The organism is Bacteroidia bacterium, assembly GCA_033391075.1.
GTDB lineage: Bacteria > Bacteroidota > Bacteroidia > J057 > J057 > JAWPMV01.
This window is the reverse complement of sequence record JAWPMV010000001.1, coordinates 565,283-577,904: the sequence shown is the minus strand read 5'-3', so window position 1 is coordinate 577,904 and position 12,622 is coordinate 565,283. Positions and strand designations below refer to the sequence as shown.

The following is a 12,622-nucleotide window of genomic DNA, read 5'->3' as shown; positions in this document are numbered from 1 at the left end:
CATATCATATAAAAACATGGAGAAATAGACCTGACTACAAGAATCAGGTCTATTCTATGGGTAGAACTTAAATAACCCATCAAATGGTTTATTTACTTCAGCTCTACCTCAGCACCAGCTTCTTCTAATTGAGCTTTAACGGATTCAGCTTCTTCTTTAGAAACTTTCTCCTTAACAGCAGTAGGAGCTGAATCAACTACTCCTTTAGCTTCTTTCAGGCCTAGACCTGTAATAGCTTTAACTGCTTTTACAACGTTGAGCTTAGCGCCACCTGGGCTGATGAGCATTACATCAAACTCAGTTTGGCCACCGCCTTCTTCTCCACCTTCTCCACCTCCTGCGGGTCCAGCTACTGCAACTGCAGCAGCTGCAGGCTCAATGCCGTATTCTTCTTTTAATATGTCAGCTAGTTCGTTAACTTCTTTTACCGTCAGGTTAACCAGCTGCTCTGCGAATGCTTTCAAATCTGCCATTTTTAAAATGCCGTTTAGTGTAAATGTCTTATGTCAAAAAAAATAACTTCAAAATAATGTGCCGGGCAATTCGGTAATCCGATGGAAGCTTAGCCACGGCGTATAAATCTTACTCTTCCCTTTCGGAAAGGGTCTTGAGGAGTCCTGCAAGAGTACCGCCGCTAGACTTAAGCGCAGAGATAACATTTTTCGCTGGGCTTTGTAGCAATCCGATAACTTCTCCGATCAGTTCGTCCTTAGACTTGAGTTCAGCAAGTGCTTTGAGTTGATCATCTCCTTTGAAGACAGAAGTATCAATAACTGCTGCTTTTAGAAGAGGCTTCTCATTTTTCTTTCTAAACTCATTGATCAATTTTGCCGGTACGCTTGGATTCTCTACACCTGCGAAAAAGATAGAAGAAGGTTCTTTCAGTACATCAAAGACTTCAGAATAGTCTCCTTCAAGATTTTCGAGTGCTTTCTTTACCAAGGTATTCTTTACCATCTGAAGGGGAATTCCCTTCTCATAGCACAAGGCTCTAAGTTGATTTGTCTCTGATACTGTGAGCCCGCCTGCCTCAGTGATGTAGAAGTTAGGATACTCCTGAAACTTCTCCGTGAGGTCTTTAACTAATTGAATTTTCTGTTCTTTCGTCATGATACATTAAATTCCGGGCACACTAGACTTATCAATTTTCACACCTGGCCCCATCGTAGAAGCCATGCTAATGGATTTGAAGTAAATCCCTTTGATTCCTGATGGTTTCAGACGCTCAAGAGTCTGGAGCATTTCCAGCGTATTTTGATATATCTGCTCAGGAGTAAAGGAAACTTTACCTACTGACACGTGAATAATTCCGGTCTTATCAACTTTGAAGTCAATTTTACCAGCTTTCACTTCTTTCACTGCATTGCCAACATTTGGTGTTACGGTACCGCTTTTGGGGTTAGGCATCAATCCTCTAGGTCCCAATACACGTCCGAGTCTACCAACTTTGGCCATAACGTCCGGAGAACAAATGATTACATCCACATCTGTCCAGCCTCCTTGAATTTTTTGGATGTATTCATCCAAACCTACAAAGTCAGCTCCTGCTTCAGTGGCCTCAGCCTCTTTGTCAGGGGTAGTCAGTACCAATACAGTTACTTCCTTACCGGTTCCATGTGGCAGGGTCGCGACGCCCCGAACCATCTGATTTGCCTGTCTGGGGTCAACCCCTAAACGACAGTGCAGCTCGACGGACTCGTCAAATTTAGCATAAGCTACCTTCTTCACGAGATCGGCAGCTTCTTCAAGGTTGTAATACTTTTCAGCATCTACAGCCTCGAGTGCTTTTTTATGATTTTTTGTAAGCGCCATGATTATTCCTGATTTTCTTCCCAGGGTGGTGTTCCCTGGACGGTTAGACCCATGCTTCTTGCTGTTCCTGCTATCATCCTCATGCCTGATTCAATAGTAAAGGCATTCAAATCCTGCATTTTGGTTTCTGCGATCCGTTTACAGTCATCCCAGCTAACCTTACCCACCTTGTTACGGTTGGGTTCAGGTGAACCTTTTTTGAGTTTTGCAGCTTCCAACAACAATACAGCCGCTGGAGGTGTTTTTACTACAAAATCAAATGACTTATCTACGTAAACAGTGATCACCACTGGAAGGACCTGACCCATTTTGTCCTGCGATACAGCGTTGAAACGCTTACAGAACTCCATGATGTTCAATCCTTTTGAACCAAGTGCTGGACCAATGGGAGGAGCCGGGCTGGCTTGGCCACCCCTTACCTGCAGCTTCACATAGGTCTCTATCTGCTTAGCCATCTAATTAAATGATTGAAAGTTGAGTTTATCGAATTCAGGAATTGTATAAGAATGGGAAGCAACCTTACGGTCATTCAAGAATTCAAGAATTCAACCATTAATATTCTTTTTCTACCTGGAAGTAGTTTAGCTCTATAGGTGTGTTACGACCAAAGATCTTTACAACCACTTTCAGTTTCTTCTTATCTTCATAAATCTCATCAATGACGCCTGTAAATCCGTTGAATGGACCAGCCATTACTTTCACAGGTTCACCTTTGATGAATGGTTCCTCGGGCACTTCTCCTTTCTCATTCATCTCATCCACCTTACCCAGAATCTTGTTCACTTCTTCAACCCTCAAGGGTTCAGGATCTCCCCCTTTTCTGCCTCCAAGGAAGCCAATAACATTGGGTATTTCCTTCATCATTGAAATGATTTCTGCTGAGAGATCACATTCCAACAGGATATACCCTGGCAAAAAAGTGCGCTCACGGAGTTTCTTCTTTCCGTTGCGCATCTCGAAAACTTTTTCAGTAGGGATAAGCACCTGAGGAATGACTTCGCCTAGTTCCAGGCGATCAATTTCACTTTCCAGGTATTGCTTTACCTTTTTTTCTTTACCGCTTATTGCGCGCAGTACATACCACTCTTTTGCCATCTCTTCTTTGGTTTTTTAGTTAGAAAAACTATAAACGATGGACATACCATTCTGAAAGGCCAAATCCATAATGAAGATCGCCAATGCAATCAGAAGAGAGGTAATGAGTACAGTAACGGTACTACTTTGCAATTCGTCTAAAGAAGGCCACTGCACTTTATACAGCAGTTCATCTAAATACTCTTTAAACCCTTCCCTTAATCTTTCCATAACAGTTTATTTGCACGGGCGGAAGGACTTGAACCCTCAGCCTACGGTTTTGGAGACCGTCGCTCTACCAATTGAGCTACACCCGTTTTTAAACACATATATCGCAAATGAATTTGCGAATCAATGTGTGATTTATATAAAGTATTTTCCGAACTCCCCAAAAGGGAGTCCGGAAATGAATTTATCTTATTCGAGGATCTCAGTAACCTGACCCGCACCGATGGTACGACCACCTTCACGAATCGCGAAACGAAGACCTTTAGTCATTGCAACTGGGTAGATAAGCTCTACAGTTACTGTAGTGTTATCACCAGGCATTACCATATCAACTCCATCACCAAGAGAAACTACTCCAGTTACGTCAGTTGTACGGAAGTAGAACTGAGGACGGTAGTTGGTAAAGAATGGAGTGTGGCGACCACCTTCGTCTTTGCTCAGTACGTAAACCTCAGCTTTGAACTTGCTATGAGGAGTTACAGAACCAGGCTTAATGATAACCATTCCACGCTTGATGGAAGTTTTCTCAATACCACGAAGCAACAATCCTACGTTATCACCAGCTTCTCCTCTGTCGAGGATCTTACGGAACATCTCCACACCAGTAACAGTAGAAGAAAGCTTCTCTGCATCAAGACCAATGATGTCTACAGGATCACCACTGTTGATTACACCGGTTTCGATACGACCCGTTGCAACAGTACCACGACCTGTGATAGAGAACACGTCCTCTACAGGCATCAGGAAGTCTTTTTCAGTATCCCTTTTAGGAGTTGGGATAAAGCTATCAACATTTTCCATCAACTCAAGGATTTTAGCTTCCCACTCAGGCTGTCCGTCAAGACCACCCAAAGCAGAACCCTGAATTACAGGAATATCATCACCTGCGAAATCGTAAGCGCTCAAGAGATCACGAATCTCAAGTTCAACCAGCTCCAACAACTCTTCGTCGTCAACGAGGTCAACTTTGTTCATGAATACAACCAGCTGAGGTACACCAACCTGACGAGCAAGCAGGATGTGCTCACGAGTTTGAGGCATAGGACCATCCGTCGCGGCAACAACCAATATCGCACCGTCCATCTGAGCAGCACCAGTTACCATGTTTTTCACATAGTCGGCGTGACCAGGACAGTCAACGTGCGCATAGTGACGATTTACAGTCTCATACTCTACGTGAGAGGTATTAATAGTAATACCACGCTCTTTTTCTTCAGGAGCGTTGTCAATCTCGTCAAAGCTTTTCACCTCAACATTACCGGCTTTTGCAAGCACGGTGGTAATAGCAGCGGTGAGCGTGGTTTTGCCGTGATCCACGTGCCCGATTGTGCCAATGTTCACGTGCGGCTTGGTACGTTGGAATGTTTCCTTTGCCATCTTTAAATGTTTCTAAAAATATTTGTCTCGTAATAAATAATAGAGTGAGCCAATGACCGGACTCGAACCGGTGACCCCTTCCTTACCATGGAAGTGCTCTACCAGCTGAGCTACATTGGCAAAGAAGTTCGTTTTGGATAAATAAGCGTTATGCTCTTTGACAGTTCCATCCAGTAATCGAACTTACATTGAGCGGGAGACGAGATTCGAACCCGCGACCCTTAGCTTGGAAGGCTAATGCTCTACCAACTGAGCTACTCCCGCTTAATTTGATTAGTTCTCAGAGGTAAGTTCTTCCGAAAAAGAACCACTCTCTAAAAATCTTAATATGTAAAGAACCGGTGGGGAGAGCAGGATTCGAACCTACGAAGGCTGAGCCAACAGATTTACAGTCTGCCCCGTTTGACCGCTTCGGTATCTCCCCAGAAATCAAAACCAGCGCTAACTCATTGATAGCCAGATAATTTCGATTTTATCTGAGCCGGTAGACGGATTCGAACCGCCGACCCGCTGATTACAAATCAGCTGCTCTGGCCAACTGAGCTATACCGGCAAATTTTTCTTCAAAAAACGACCTTCGCAAAAAAGTCTTGCAAAGGTAGAAAAGTAAGCACAGAATACAAAGCCTTGGGCGAATATTTTTTCAAAGTTTTTTATCCCTGAAAAATACCTGCGAAAGGCTCATTCCGAGCGAAGAATTTACTTCTTCAACTCCTTGATCCTGGCGCGCTTACCGATCTTATCTCTTAAGTAGAAAAGTCTGGCTCTACGAACCTTTCCTCTTCTAAGTACTTCGATCCTGTCGAGACTCGGAGAATGAACCGGGAAGATTCTCTCTACTCCAATTCCACCAGAAATTTTTCTGACAGTAAAGGTTTCAGTAGCACCTTCTCCTTTTCTCTGGATACATACTCCTTTAAAGAGCTGAACACGCTCTTTATCCCCTTCACGAATCCGTACGTATACACTTAATGTATCACCTGATTTGAACTCAGGAATATCTTCTTTCTTATGTGGGGCCTGCACGAGGCTAATAAGCTCTTCCATGTCTTTTTTATTTTGACGGAGGGCAAAATTAGAACTTTATTCTCATTCGACCAAACATCTTTCCACTTTTTTATTCAAGTAAATCTGGTCTCCGCTTTTTTGTCTTTAAATAGGCCTGTTCTTCTCTCCATTCGGCGATTTTTGCCCGATGCCCAGAACGCAAAATTTCTGGTACCTCATGTCCTTCGAAGCTGGCAGGCCGGGTGTAGACGGGCGCATCCAGTATATCATCCTGAAATGAGTCGGACAAAGCCGAACATTCATCCCCTAATACTCCTGGCAATAATCGTCCTATTGCATCTGTCAAAACCAGTGCCGGAAGCTCTCCTCCTGACAACACATAGTCTCCAATAGAGATTTCCCGGCTAACAAAAAGGTCCCTTGCTCGCTGATCCAATCCTTTATAATGGCCAGCCAAGAGTATGAGATTCTCTTTCATTGAGAGTTGGTTGGCATGTGTCTGCTTAAAGGTTTCCCCATCTGGCGTGAGAAATATTACCTCATCATACCTACGTTCTTTCTGCAAGGCTCTAATACAATTGGCGACTGGCTCCACCTGCAATACCATGCCCGCGCCCCCTCCAAACGGATAGTCATCTACCTGCCTATGCTTATTTTCTGAATAATCCCGCAGATCGTGTACATGTACTTCCAACAATCCCTTATCCTGAGCCCTTTGCAAAATGCTATGCGATAAGGGACTCGTCAACAACTGAGGAACACAAGAAATAATATCTATGCGCATGATAATTTGGAAAGAAAGATCAATGCTTAGCTTAGCCTGCTTAAAGGCGGACTAAATAAAGGGCCAAAATTACATAAGATCAGGGAGAAATAAAGGATCAGGCTTCGTCCTCTCTAAAGATCTTGATTGGCCTCTTCATACTTTCTTCCAGGGAGATAAAGGTTTCGGTACGCTGGATCCCTTCTATGGGCTGCACCTTATCATTGAGAATACTGCGGAGTTCCCGGGTATTCTGACTTACGATTTTCAGGAAAATACCGTAGCGACCTGTCGTATAGTGAATCTCCGTTATTTCCGGGATTTCCTGTAGCTGTTTGACGATACGATTATATAAGGAACCTTTCTCCAGAAACATCCCAACAAAGGCACAAATGTCATACCCCAGTTTACTGGCATCTATTTCCAGGTGTGAACCTTTTACGATGCCCTCTTTCAGTAATTTTTTCATGCGGACATGCACGGTTCCTCCAGAAACAGCCAGGCGATTTGCAATTTCTGTATAAGGTGTCTGCGCATTCTGCATCAAAATGGATAAAATCTGCAAGTCAAGTTTATCAATTTCTAAATTCGCGGGCATTTTTATCTATCGATTTTAATGTTTTGTTAAAAAATTGGATCAAATTTTTAAATATTTACAAAAATAATAAGTTTTTGTTAAAAAATTTTGATTTTTATTTAAGGTCCTTTACCTTTGTAGTGTACCATTAAGCAAAGGAATAAAAGACAGTTCTTTTCCAGATTTTGCAAAAATCACATACTGTAGGGTGATGAAATTGGCAGCCATGCCCTCTTGTCTCGGGGGTGGGGACTTGGAATAAATCTGCTTCGGTAGACTAACCTCCTCGTGAAGGTTCGAATCCTTCCCCTACAGCATTTTCCAAAGAGATCCTTCCTGTTTCGGGAAGGATTTTTTTGTTAAAGAACTAGCACCTTTAAAAGGCTATTTATCCATGCTATTCACCCTGCGGCGAATCACATCTATATCTTGTCTCATTTTCTTCATTTGATCATCCAGATCAGAAGGCAGGCTTACATTTCCGGATGGTGCCGCAGGAGCTGGAGCTGCACTTTCTTTCTTTCTAAATACCCAGTCAAAAAGTCCTCGGCTTGCGGTTCCCGCCTCAACTCTTTGTGCTGCAGCAAATTGATCCTGCCTCTTTTCTAATTCTACCATTTGTTCCCGCAACTCCTGCTCTCTGATCAGGGAATTTTGTTTGGCGGAATTAAGATCAATACGGAATTTGAAAAGTTCTCCTGGCAAGCGAAGTATCGCTGCCACTATATTTATAGGAACCTGGATCATCGCCAGGGCTGTACTCGGTTTAGATATGTGAATATTTGAGGGATAGCCTCCTTCTTCAAACTGGATCTCAAAATCTGTTTTCACCCAGGCAGCAATAGGAATCTCTATAAAATGTACCCTATGAGGATGCGGCAGCCGTAATAAAGTTCTGCTATTTCCTTTGCTCCCATTCAGTGTCATACTAAAGGTGCTGAGGGGACGATAATAAATACCCAAACCTCCTTCTGCGCTCTGTCCACCATCCTGAGGTCCTTGCTCAACAGCTCCCAATTCCTTGATCTCGAAACTGGAACTCTTGTCTACTTCCTTCATTTTTGCTTGTAGCTCCTTTACCTCAGCCTCATTAAAGGGATCAAAGGGACCACTATGCAAAATTATCGTATCTACAGACCTCGTACTCACAGGTGCAACTGCTACCTGGGCTATAGAACTAGCCAAATCCGTGACTTTAGATATAAATTCTCCTCTTTGATCCTCAATACTTGTTTTTACATGTTTGAGGAAACCCTGAGGGCTAAAGCTCACCTGGATTTCATCATGTGTAAATGCATTGGGTGTGTAGCGGAGAAAGTAATTGTGATCCGGATCAGGAAGTAAGTCAACAGAGGGACTCGCCAATTCTACAGAAAATCCAGTAGGAGAGTGAGTAATTTGTAGATTAACAATTCCTTTCGGGAGGTAGTAGTGGTACAGGTTGCCTTGAGAGGCAACTTTGGTGGATCCAAAGATATTTCGAGCCATACTTGAAGAAGCTGCGTTAAGTAGTATCAAATATTCGTGGCCTAATTTAGCAAAATAATCCTAAATCCCGCATTTCATTTAAAATTCCAAAAAATTAAACAAAAAATTTGTTTTGTTTAATAAAAACTTCCTATATCAATACATATGTTAAACAAAATAAACAAAAATATTAATTAAGAAGTCTTTCAATTTTTTTACGAAAAACTTAAATATTTCTTATTTAACTCAAATGTTTGCAAAAAAATGAAAATTTGAAAGCAAAAAGGCCCAATAAATACGAATATACAAATTACTATACTTTAGCACACTCCTTCATTTTTGCCAAATCCTAAATTCCCCATCTTCCTGCCTACAATGATCCGGGATTGGGAATTATTCGACTTATTTATGGCTAAAAGAAGGTGACTTTGTAAATTGATTGGGATCAAAAAGAAAAAACATAGCAAATGAATTCATTCATACTTATAGGCGGATTGGTTACGCTGATCAGCTGGCTGGTAAGGCAAAGATTCCAATCGGTCATGAAAAAGATTTCGCGGGTACAAACCCGATCAGGATTATCTGGAAAAGAAATTGCCGAACGAATGTTGCGAGATAATGGGATCCATGATGTGCAGGTGATTTCTACCCGAGGCATGTTGACAGACCATTACAATCCTGCTAATAAAACCGTCAACCTTAGCCAGGCCGTTTATGATGAAAGAAATGTAACTGCCGCAGCAGTAGCCGCCCATGAGGTTGGACATGCGGTTCAACATGCTACCTCTTATACTTTCCTCAAATTCCGTTCTGCGATTGTACCTGTAGTGAGCATTTCTTCCCGCTTTGGTCCTTTGGCAATTGCTATAGGAATCGGAATGATGCAGGGAGCCATGCAGATAGGGGGATTAGTGGCAACAGTAGGTTTGGTGCTCTTTGCAGCCTCTACCCTATTCAGCCTTATTACCCTGCCTGTAGAATTTGATGCCAGCAAAAGAGCGCTGGCCTGGTTGGAAGATACTGGATTGACACAGGGAGAAGAACATGAGAAGGCCGTACAGGGCCTGAGGTGGGCTGCTATGACCTATGTTGTTGCCGCTTTGACACAATTGGCCTATTTAATCTACTACCTCTCCATTTTTATGAGAGCGCGTAGATAAAAAATATAAACATTAATTGAGTGTAGCCGGCCCTATGAAAAAGAGGGGTCGGCTTCCTTTTTCTGCTTTATATGCAAAAATGGATTCGTACAGCTGGTCCATAATTATTACCCTTACATTGTCCCGCATCAAAAGTTTCCGTTGATGGGCGTAGGGATAAGTTCTATTGGAAAGGAAGACAAATACCAGATCGTAGCGTGGATCAACCCAAACACTTGTGCCTGTAAAGCCGGTATGCCCAAAGGATCTTTCCGAAGTATTTTCTGAAACAGGATTGGTTCGATTTGGGCGCATTTCGGGTTTATCCCAACCCAGGCCCTTACGACTATAATTCAGTTGTTTTTTGGTAAACTCAGATATGGTGCCTTTCCTCAGAAATTGCTGACCTCCATAAACTCCTCCATTTTTCATCATCAACATCAGCTTGCCCATATCATATACATTTGAAAAAAGACCTGCATGACCGGCTACTCCTCCCATCATAGCTGCAGTAGGATCGTGCACATGGCCCTTGATCAAGGAATTCCGGAAATAATTATCGATTTCGGTTGGTGGACAATAGGATCCCTTGTGTTGGCTACCGGGATTGAAGAGGGTTTTATTCATCCCCAATGGCTCATAAAATTCTTGCGCAGCAAACTGATCCAGGCTTTTCCCACTAACCTTCTCGACAATTTTTGCCAAATAAATCAATCCAATATCGCTATAGCGAACCGAGCGTGTATTTCTCACCTCCAGGTCCTCCAGTTTTTTCCAGAGCCAGGGAGCAAGAAAATCGGTAGCATACAGACGAGTAGATATCTGACTTCCTCCTGATCTGGGAGGAACTGAAGTATAGAATTTCCGGTCCAGGGTTTTCTTTGCAGGATTGGAAAAAGTCTCTTTATATAAAGGAGCCCAACTCGGTAAACCTGCATTATGCTGTAAAAGTCTTCGAATGGTGAGTTTTTCCTTATTGGAGCCTTTCAAATCAGGTAAATACTGTACAATAGGTTTATCCAAATCCAGTTTCCCTTGCTCAACCAATTTCATGATACTCAAGGTCGTCGCTGCAATTTTTGTAACTGAGGCTAAATCATAGGTATGGAGATAGGGATCTATTGTCTCGGAGCGACTACCATATTCCATTCTCCCAAAGGCTTTTTCATATACCACATCTGAACCTCGCATTACCAGAATCGCACAACCCGGCATGGCTCCTCTTTTAATATAGTGCTGAGCGATAGAATCTATTTTGGGGAAGTATCTGCTATCCATTCCCTGTTCCTCCGGGCTGGAAAAACCAAAGCGGGTAGGATTTTTGATTTCAAACCCCTGACCTTCTTTAAAACGATTGGATGCCGTAACCGGCAATCGTCCGCTTACTTTTATTCCCCCGAAAATAGCTGCAGCTGCTGCCTGGCCTGTTTCACTGCTTTGTTCATAGGCGACAACGGTAGCATTTTCACTTCCGAAGTTTTTGAGTGCATAAGGATTGCCAAAAACGGTAACGATACTGGTCTTTCCTGAGTTTGAGATTTCTCTTACCAAATCTTGCGCGCCCCGACTTACCCCAAAATTGCGAGAAGCTCGCTGACTCATATTCCGCACACCAATGATCACGGTATTGAATTCCTCCAATACATTCATCAAACGTTGCTGCTCGGCAGAACTTGCGGCAGCGGAAATATAAAAAGGACTGATTTCTGCATATTTTTTCAGACCATTGTCAAAGGAGTTTCCACGCTTTCCTCCAATCTGTACGTATGCAATCTTTTTTCCTTCTAATCTTTGCAATGGCAATACCCCACCTTCATTTCTGGCAATGGTAATCGCAGCTTCATATAATTTCTTTCTGAGAATTTTTGCTTCAGAAGTATTGAGATCATCGATCAGGTTTTTTCGGGAAATAGGTTTCGCCTGAGTCAGTCCCAACTCTTTTTTTGCTTTGAGAATTCGAGCGACATGTACATCCAACTCCGCTTCCGTAATTTTTCCACTGCTCACTGCTATCCCAATGGTCCGAATGGCTTTAGGAACATCCACAGGTGAAAGTAAAAAATCATTTCCTGCCATTAAGGCTTTCAGAGAAACCTCTCCCGTAGGATAATATTTGGTAACCCCTTTCATATTCAGGGCGTCTGTAAAGACCAGACCATCATAGCCCATTTTCTCTCTGAGCAGGCCTTTGATGATTTTGGGCGAAAGGGAAGCTCCTACATTTTTGCTCGTATCAAGACTGGGTATATACAAATGAGAAACCATGACTGATTTCACTCCGGAATTGATCAATTTACTGAAAGGGTATAACTCTATAGAATCCAGTCTTTGGAGGCTATGATTGATGATAGGTAAATCATAATGGGAGTCCACTTCTGTATCTCCATGCCCGGGAAAATGTTTCGCACAGGCAATTACGCCTTCATCCTGCATCCCATTTGAAATCATGATGCCCTTCCTTGCCACCCGATAACGATTCTCTCCAAAGGATCGGAAATTGATAACCGGATTATTGGCATTATTATTTACATCTACTACCGGAGCAAAGTTTACATGCACCCCTACCCTACGCATTTCCTTGGCCATTTGCTTTCCCATCAGGTAGAGTAAAGAATCATTCTTGATTGCTCCCAGGGTCATGTTGCGGGGATATGCGCGGGTTTGTTTTAGACGCATGGAAAGGCCCCATTCGGCATCCATCGAAATCATCAAAGGAATGTCTGACAGGGATTGATAGCGATTGATCAACTCTACCTGTTTATCCGGACTCCCTTGCATGAAGATCAGGCCACCAATTTTATGGCGCAAGATCAGAGACTCGATATATTTATAATCTTTTTCGTCCTGATTGGAATAGGTGGTAACCATGAAAAGCTGGCCGATTTTCTCTTCCAGCGTCATATCGGAGAGTTTTGTCTCCACCCAATCTTCTACCCCTGATTCGGCATCAGGATTTCCCCCCGCAGAAATACACACACAAAGGAAGATCAAACAACATAAAAGGCGACTCACATTCCCGAACATAGGATCAAAAGAATTTATTGCTCAATCTGGATAATACAGCCAGAATATAATTTATTATCTATTTCCAAAATACACTTAATCACGCAAAAGAAAAAAGCCAATTGCGCATATATTTTAGGTATACGCAAGATTTGGGTACAAATCTCAAACCAG

The 12,622-nt window shown here is 42.7% G+C and carries 13 protein-coding genes and 5 tRNA genes; 1 reads left to right on the top strand and 17 read right to left on the bottom strand.

Annotated features, from left to right (window positions below; translation table 11 throughout):
* Positions 1-92: 92 nt before the first annotated feature.
* The 16 genes from rplL to R8P61_02170 form a co-directional block, all read right to left on the bottom strand.
* A complete protein-coding gene (gene rplL, locus R8P61_02245) occupies positions 93-473 on the bottom strand; it encodes a 50S ribosomal protein L7/L12 (GenBank protein MDW3645863.1) in 381 nt (126 codons plus the stop codon).
* Between the two features lie 109 nt (positions 474-582).
* A complete protein-coding gene (gene rplJ / locus R8P61_02240) occupies positions 583-1,110 on the bottom strand; it encodes a 50S ribosomal protein L10 (GenBank protein ID MDW3645862.1) in 528 nt (175 codons plus the stop codon).
* A gap of 6 nt (positions 1,111-1,116) precedes the next feature.
* Positions 1,117-1,815, bottom strand: a complete 699-nt coding sequence (gene rplA / locus R8P61_02235) for a 50S ribosomal protein L1 (protein MDW3645861.1) — start codon at positions 1,813-1,815, stop codon at positions 1,117-1,119.
* Positions 1,815-2,267, bottom strand: a complete 453-nt coding sequence (gene rplK / locus R8P61_02230) for a 50S ribosomal protein L11 (GenBank protein MDW3645860.1) — start codon at positions 2,265-2,267, stop codon at positions 1,815-1,817. The genes rplA and rplK overlap by 1 nt, the downstream gene beginning before the upstream one ends.
* A 97-nt stretch (positions 2,268-2,364) precedes the next feature.
* A complete protein-coding gene (gene nusG / locus R8P61_02225; GenBank protein ID MDW3645859.1) occupies positions 2,365-2,907 on the bottom strand; it encodes a transcription termination/antitermination protein NusG in 543 nt (180 codons plus the stop codon).
* Between the two features lie 15 nt (positions 2,908-2,922).
* Positions 2,923-3,117 (bottom strand): preprotein translocase subunit SecE, encoded by a 195-nt coding sequence (gene secE / locus R8P61_02220; protein MDW3645858.1) that lies wholly within the window; start codon positions 3,115-3,117, stop codon positions 2,923-2,925.
* Positions 3,118-3,130: 13 nt separating this feature from the next.
* Positions 3,131-3,203: transfer RNA gene (locus tag R8P61_02215), tRNA-Trp, on the bottom strand.
* Between the two features lie 100 nt (positions 3,204-3,303).
* Complete coding sequence (gene tuf / locus R8P61_02210) at positions 3,304-4,491, bottom strand: elongation factor Tu (GenBank protein MDW3645857.1); 1,188 nt, start codon at positions 4,489-4,491, stop codon at positions 3,304-3,306.
* A 47-nt stretch (positions 4,492-4,538) separates the two neighbouring features.
* Positions 4,539-4,611 (bottom strand) — tRNA-Thr (locus R8P61_02205).
* Positions 4,612-4,682: 71 nt separating this feature from the next.
* Positions 4,683-4,755 (bottom strand) — tRNA-Gly (locus R8P61_02200).
* A gap of 78 nt (positions 4,756-4,833) precedes the next feature.
* Positions 4,834-4,915: transfer RNA gene (locus R8P61_02195), tRNA-Tyr, on the bottom strand.
* 55 nt (positions 4,916-4,970) lie between these two features.
* Positions 4,971-5,044, bottom strand: a tRNA-Thr gene (locus tag R8P61_02190).
* Positions 5,045-5,190: 146 nt separating this feature from the next.
* Positions 5,191-5,538: a 50S ribosomal protein L19 gene (gene rplS / locus R8P61_02185; protein ID MDW3645856.1), complete on the bottom strand. Its 348-nt coding sequence runs from the start codon at positions 5,536-5,538 to the stop codon at positions 5,191-5,193.
* Positions 5,539-5,608: 70 nt separating this feature from the next.
* Complete coding sequence (gene trmD, locus R8P61_02180) at positions 5,609-6,283, bottom strand: tRNA (guanosine(37)-N1)-methyltransferase TrmD (GenBank protein MDW3645855.1); 675 nt, start codon at positions 6,281-6,283, stop codon at positions 5,609-5,611.
* A gap of 97 nt (positions 6,284-6,380) precedes the next feature.
* The gene (locus R8P61_02175) at positions 6,381-6,860 is read right to left on the bottom strand and encodes an Lrp/AsnC ligand binding domain-containing protein (GenBank protein ID MDW3645854.1); all 480 of its coding nucleotides are present in this window, start codon (positions 6,858-6,860) and stop codon (positions 6,381-6,383) included.
* Positions 6,861-7,223: 363 nt separating this feature from the next.
* Positions 7,224-8,357: a hypothetical protein gene (locus tag R8P61_02170; protein MDW3645853.1), complete on the bottom strand. Its 1,134-nt coding sequence runs from the start codon at positions 8,355-8,357 to the stop codon at positions 7,224-7,226.
* 416 nt (positions 8,358-8,773) lie between these two features.
* Here R8P61_02170 and R8P61_02165 point away from each other — a divergent pair, with 416 nt between their 5' ends.
* Positions 8,774-9,466: a zinc metallopeptidase gene (locus R8P61_02165; GenBank protein MDW3645852.1), complete on the top strand. Its 693-nt coding sequence runs from the start codon at positions 8,774-8,776 to the stop codon at positions 9,464-9,466.
* A 12-nt stretch (positions 9,467-9,478) separates the two neighbouring features.
* Here the strand turns inward: R8P61_02165 and R8P61_02160 are convergent, their stop codons facing one another.
* Positions 9,479-12,457: a glycoside hydrolase family 3 N-terminal domain-containing protein gene (locus R8P61_02160; GenBank protein MDW3645851.1), complete on the bottom strand. Its 2,979-nt coding sequence runs from the start codon at positions 12,455-12,457 to the stop codon at positions 9,479-9,481.
* Positions 12,458-12,622 lie beyond the last annotated feature (165 nt).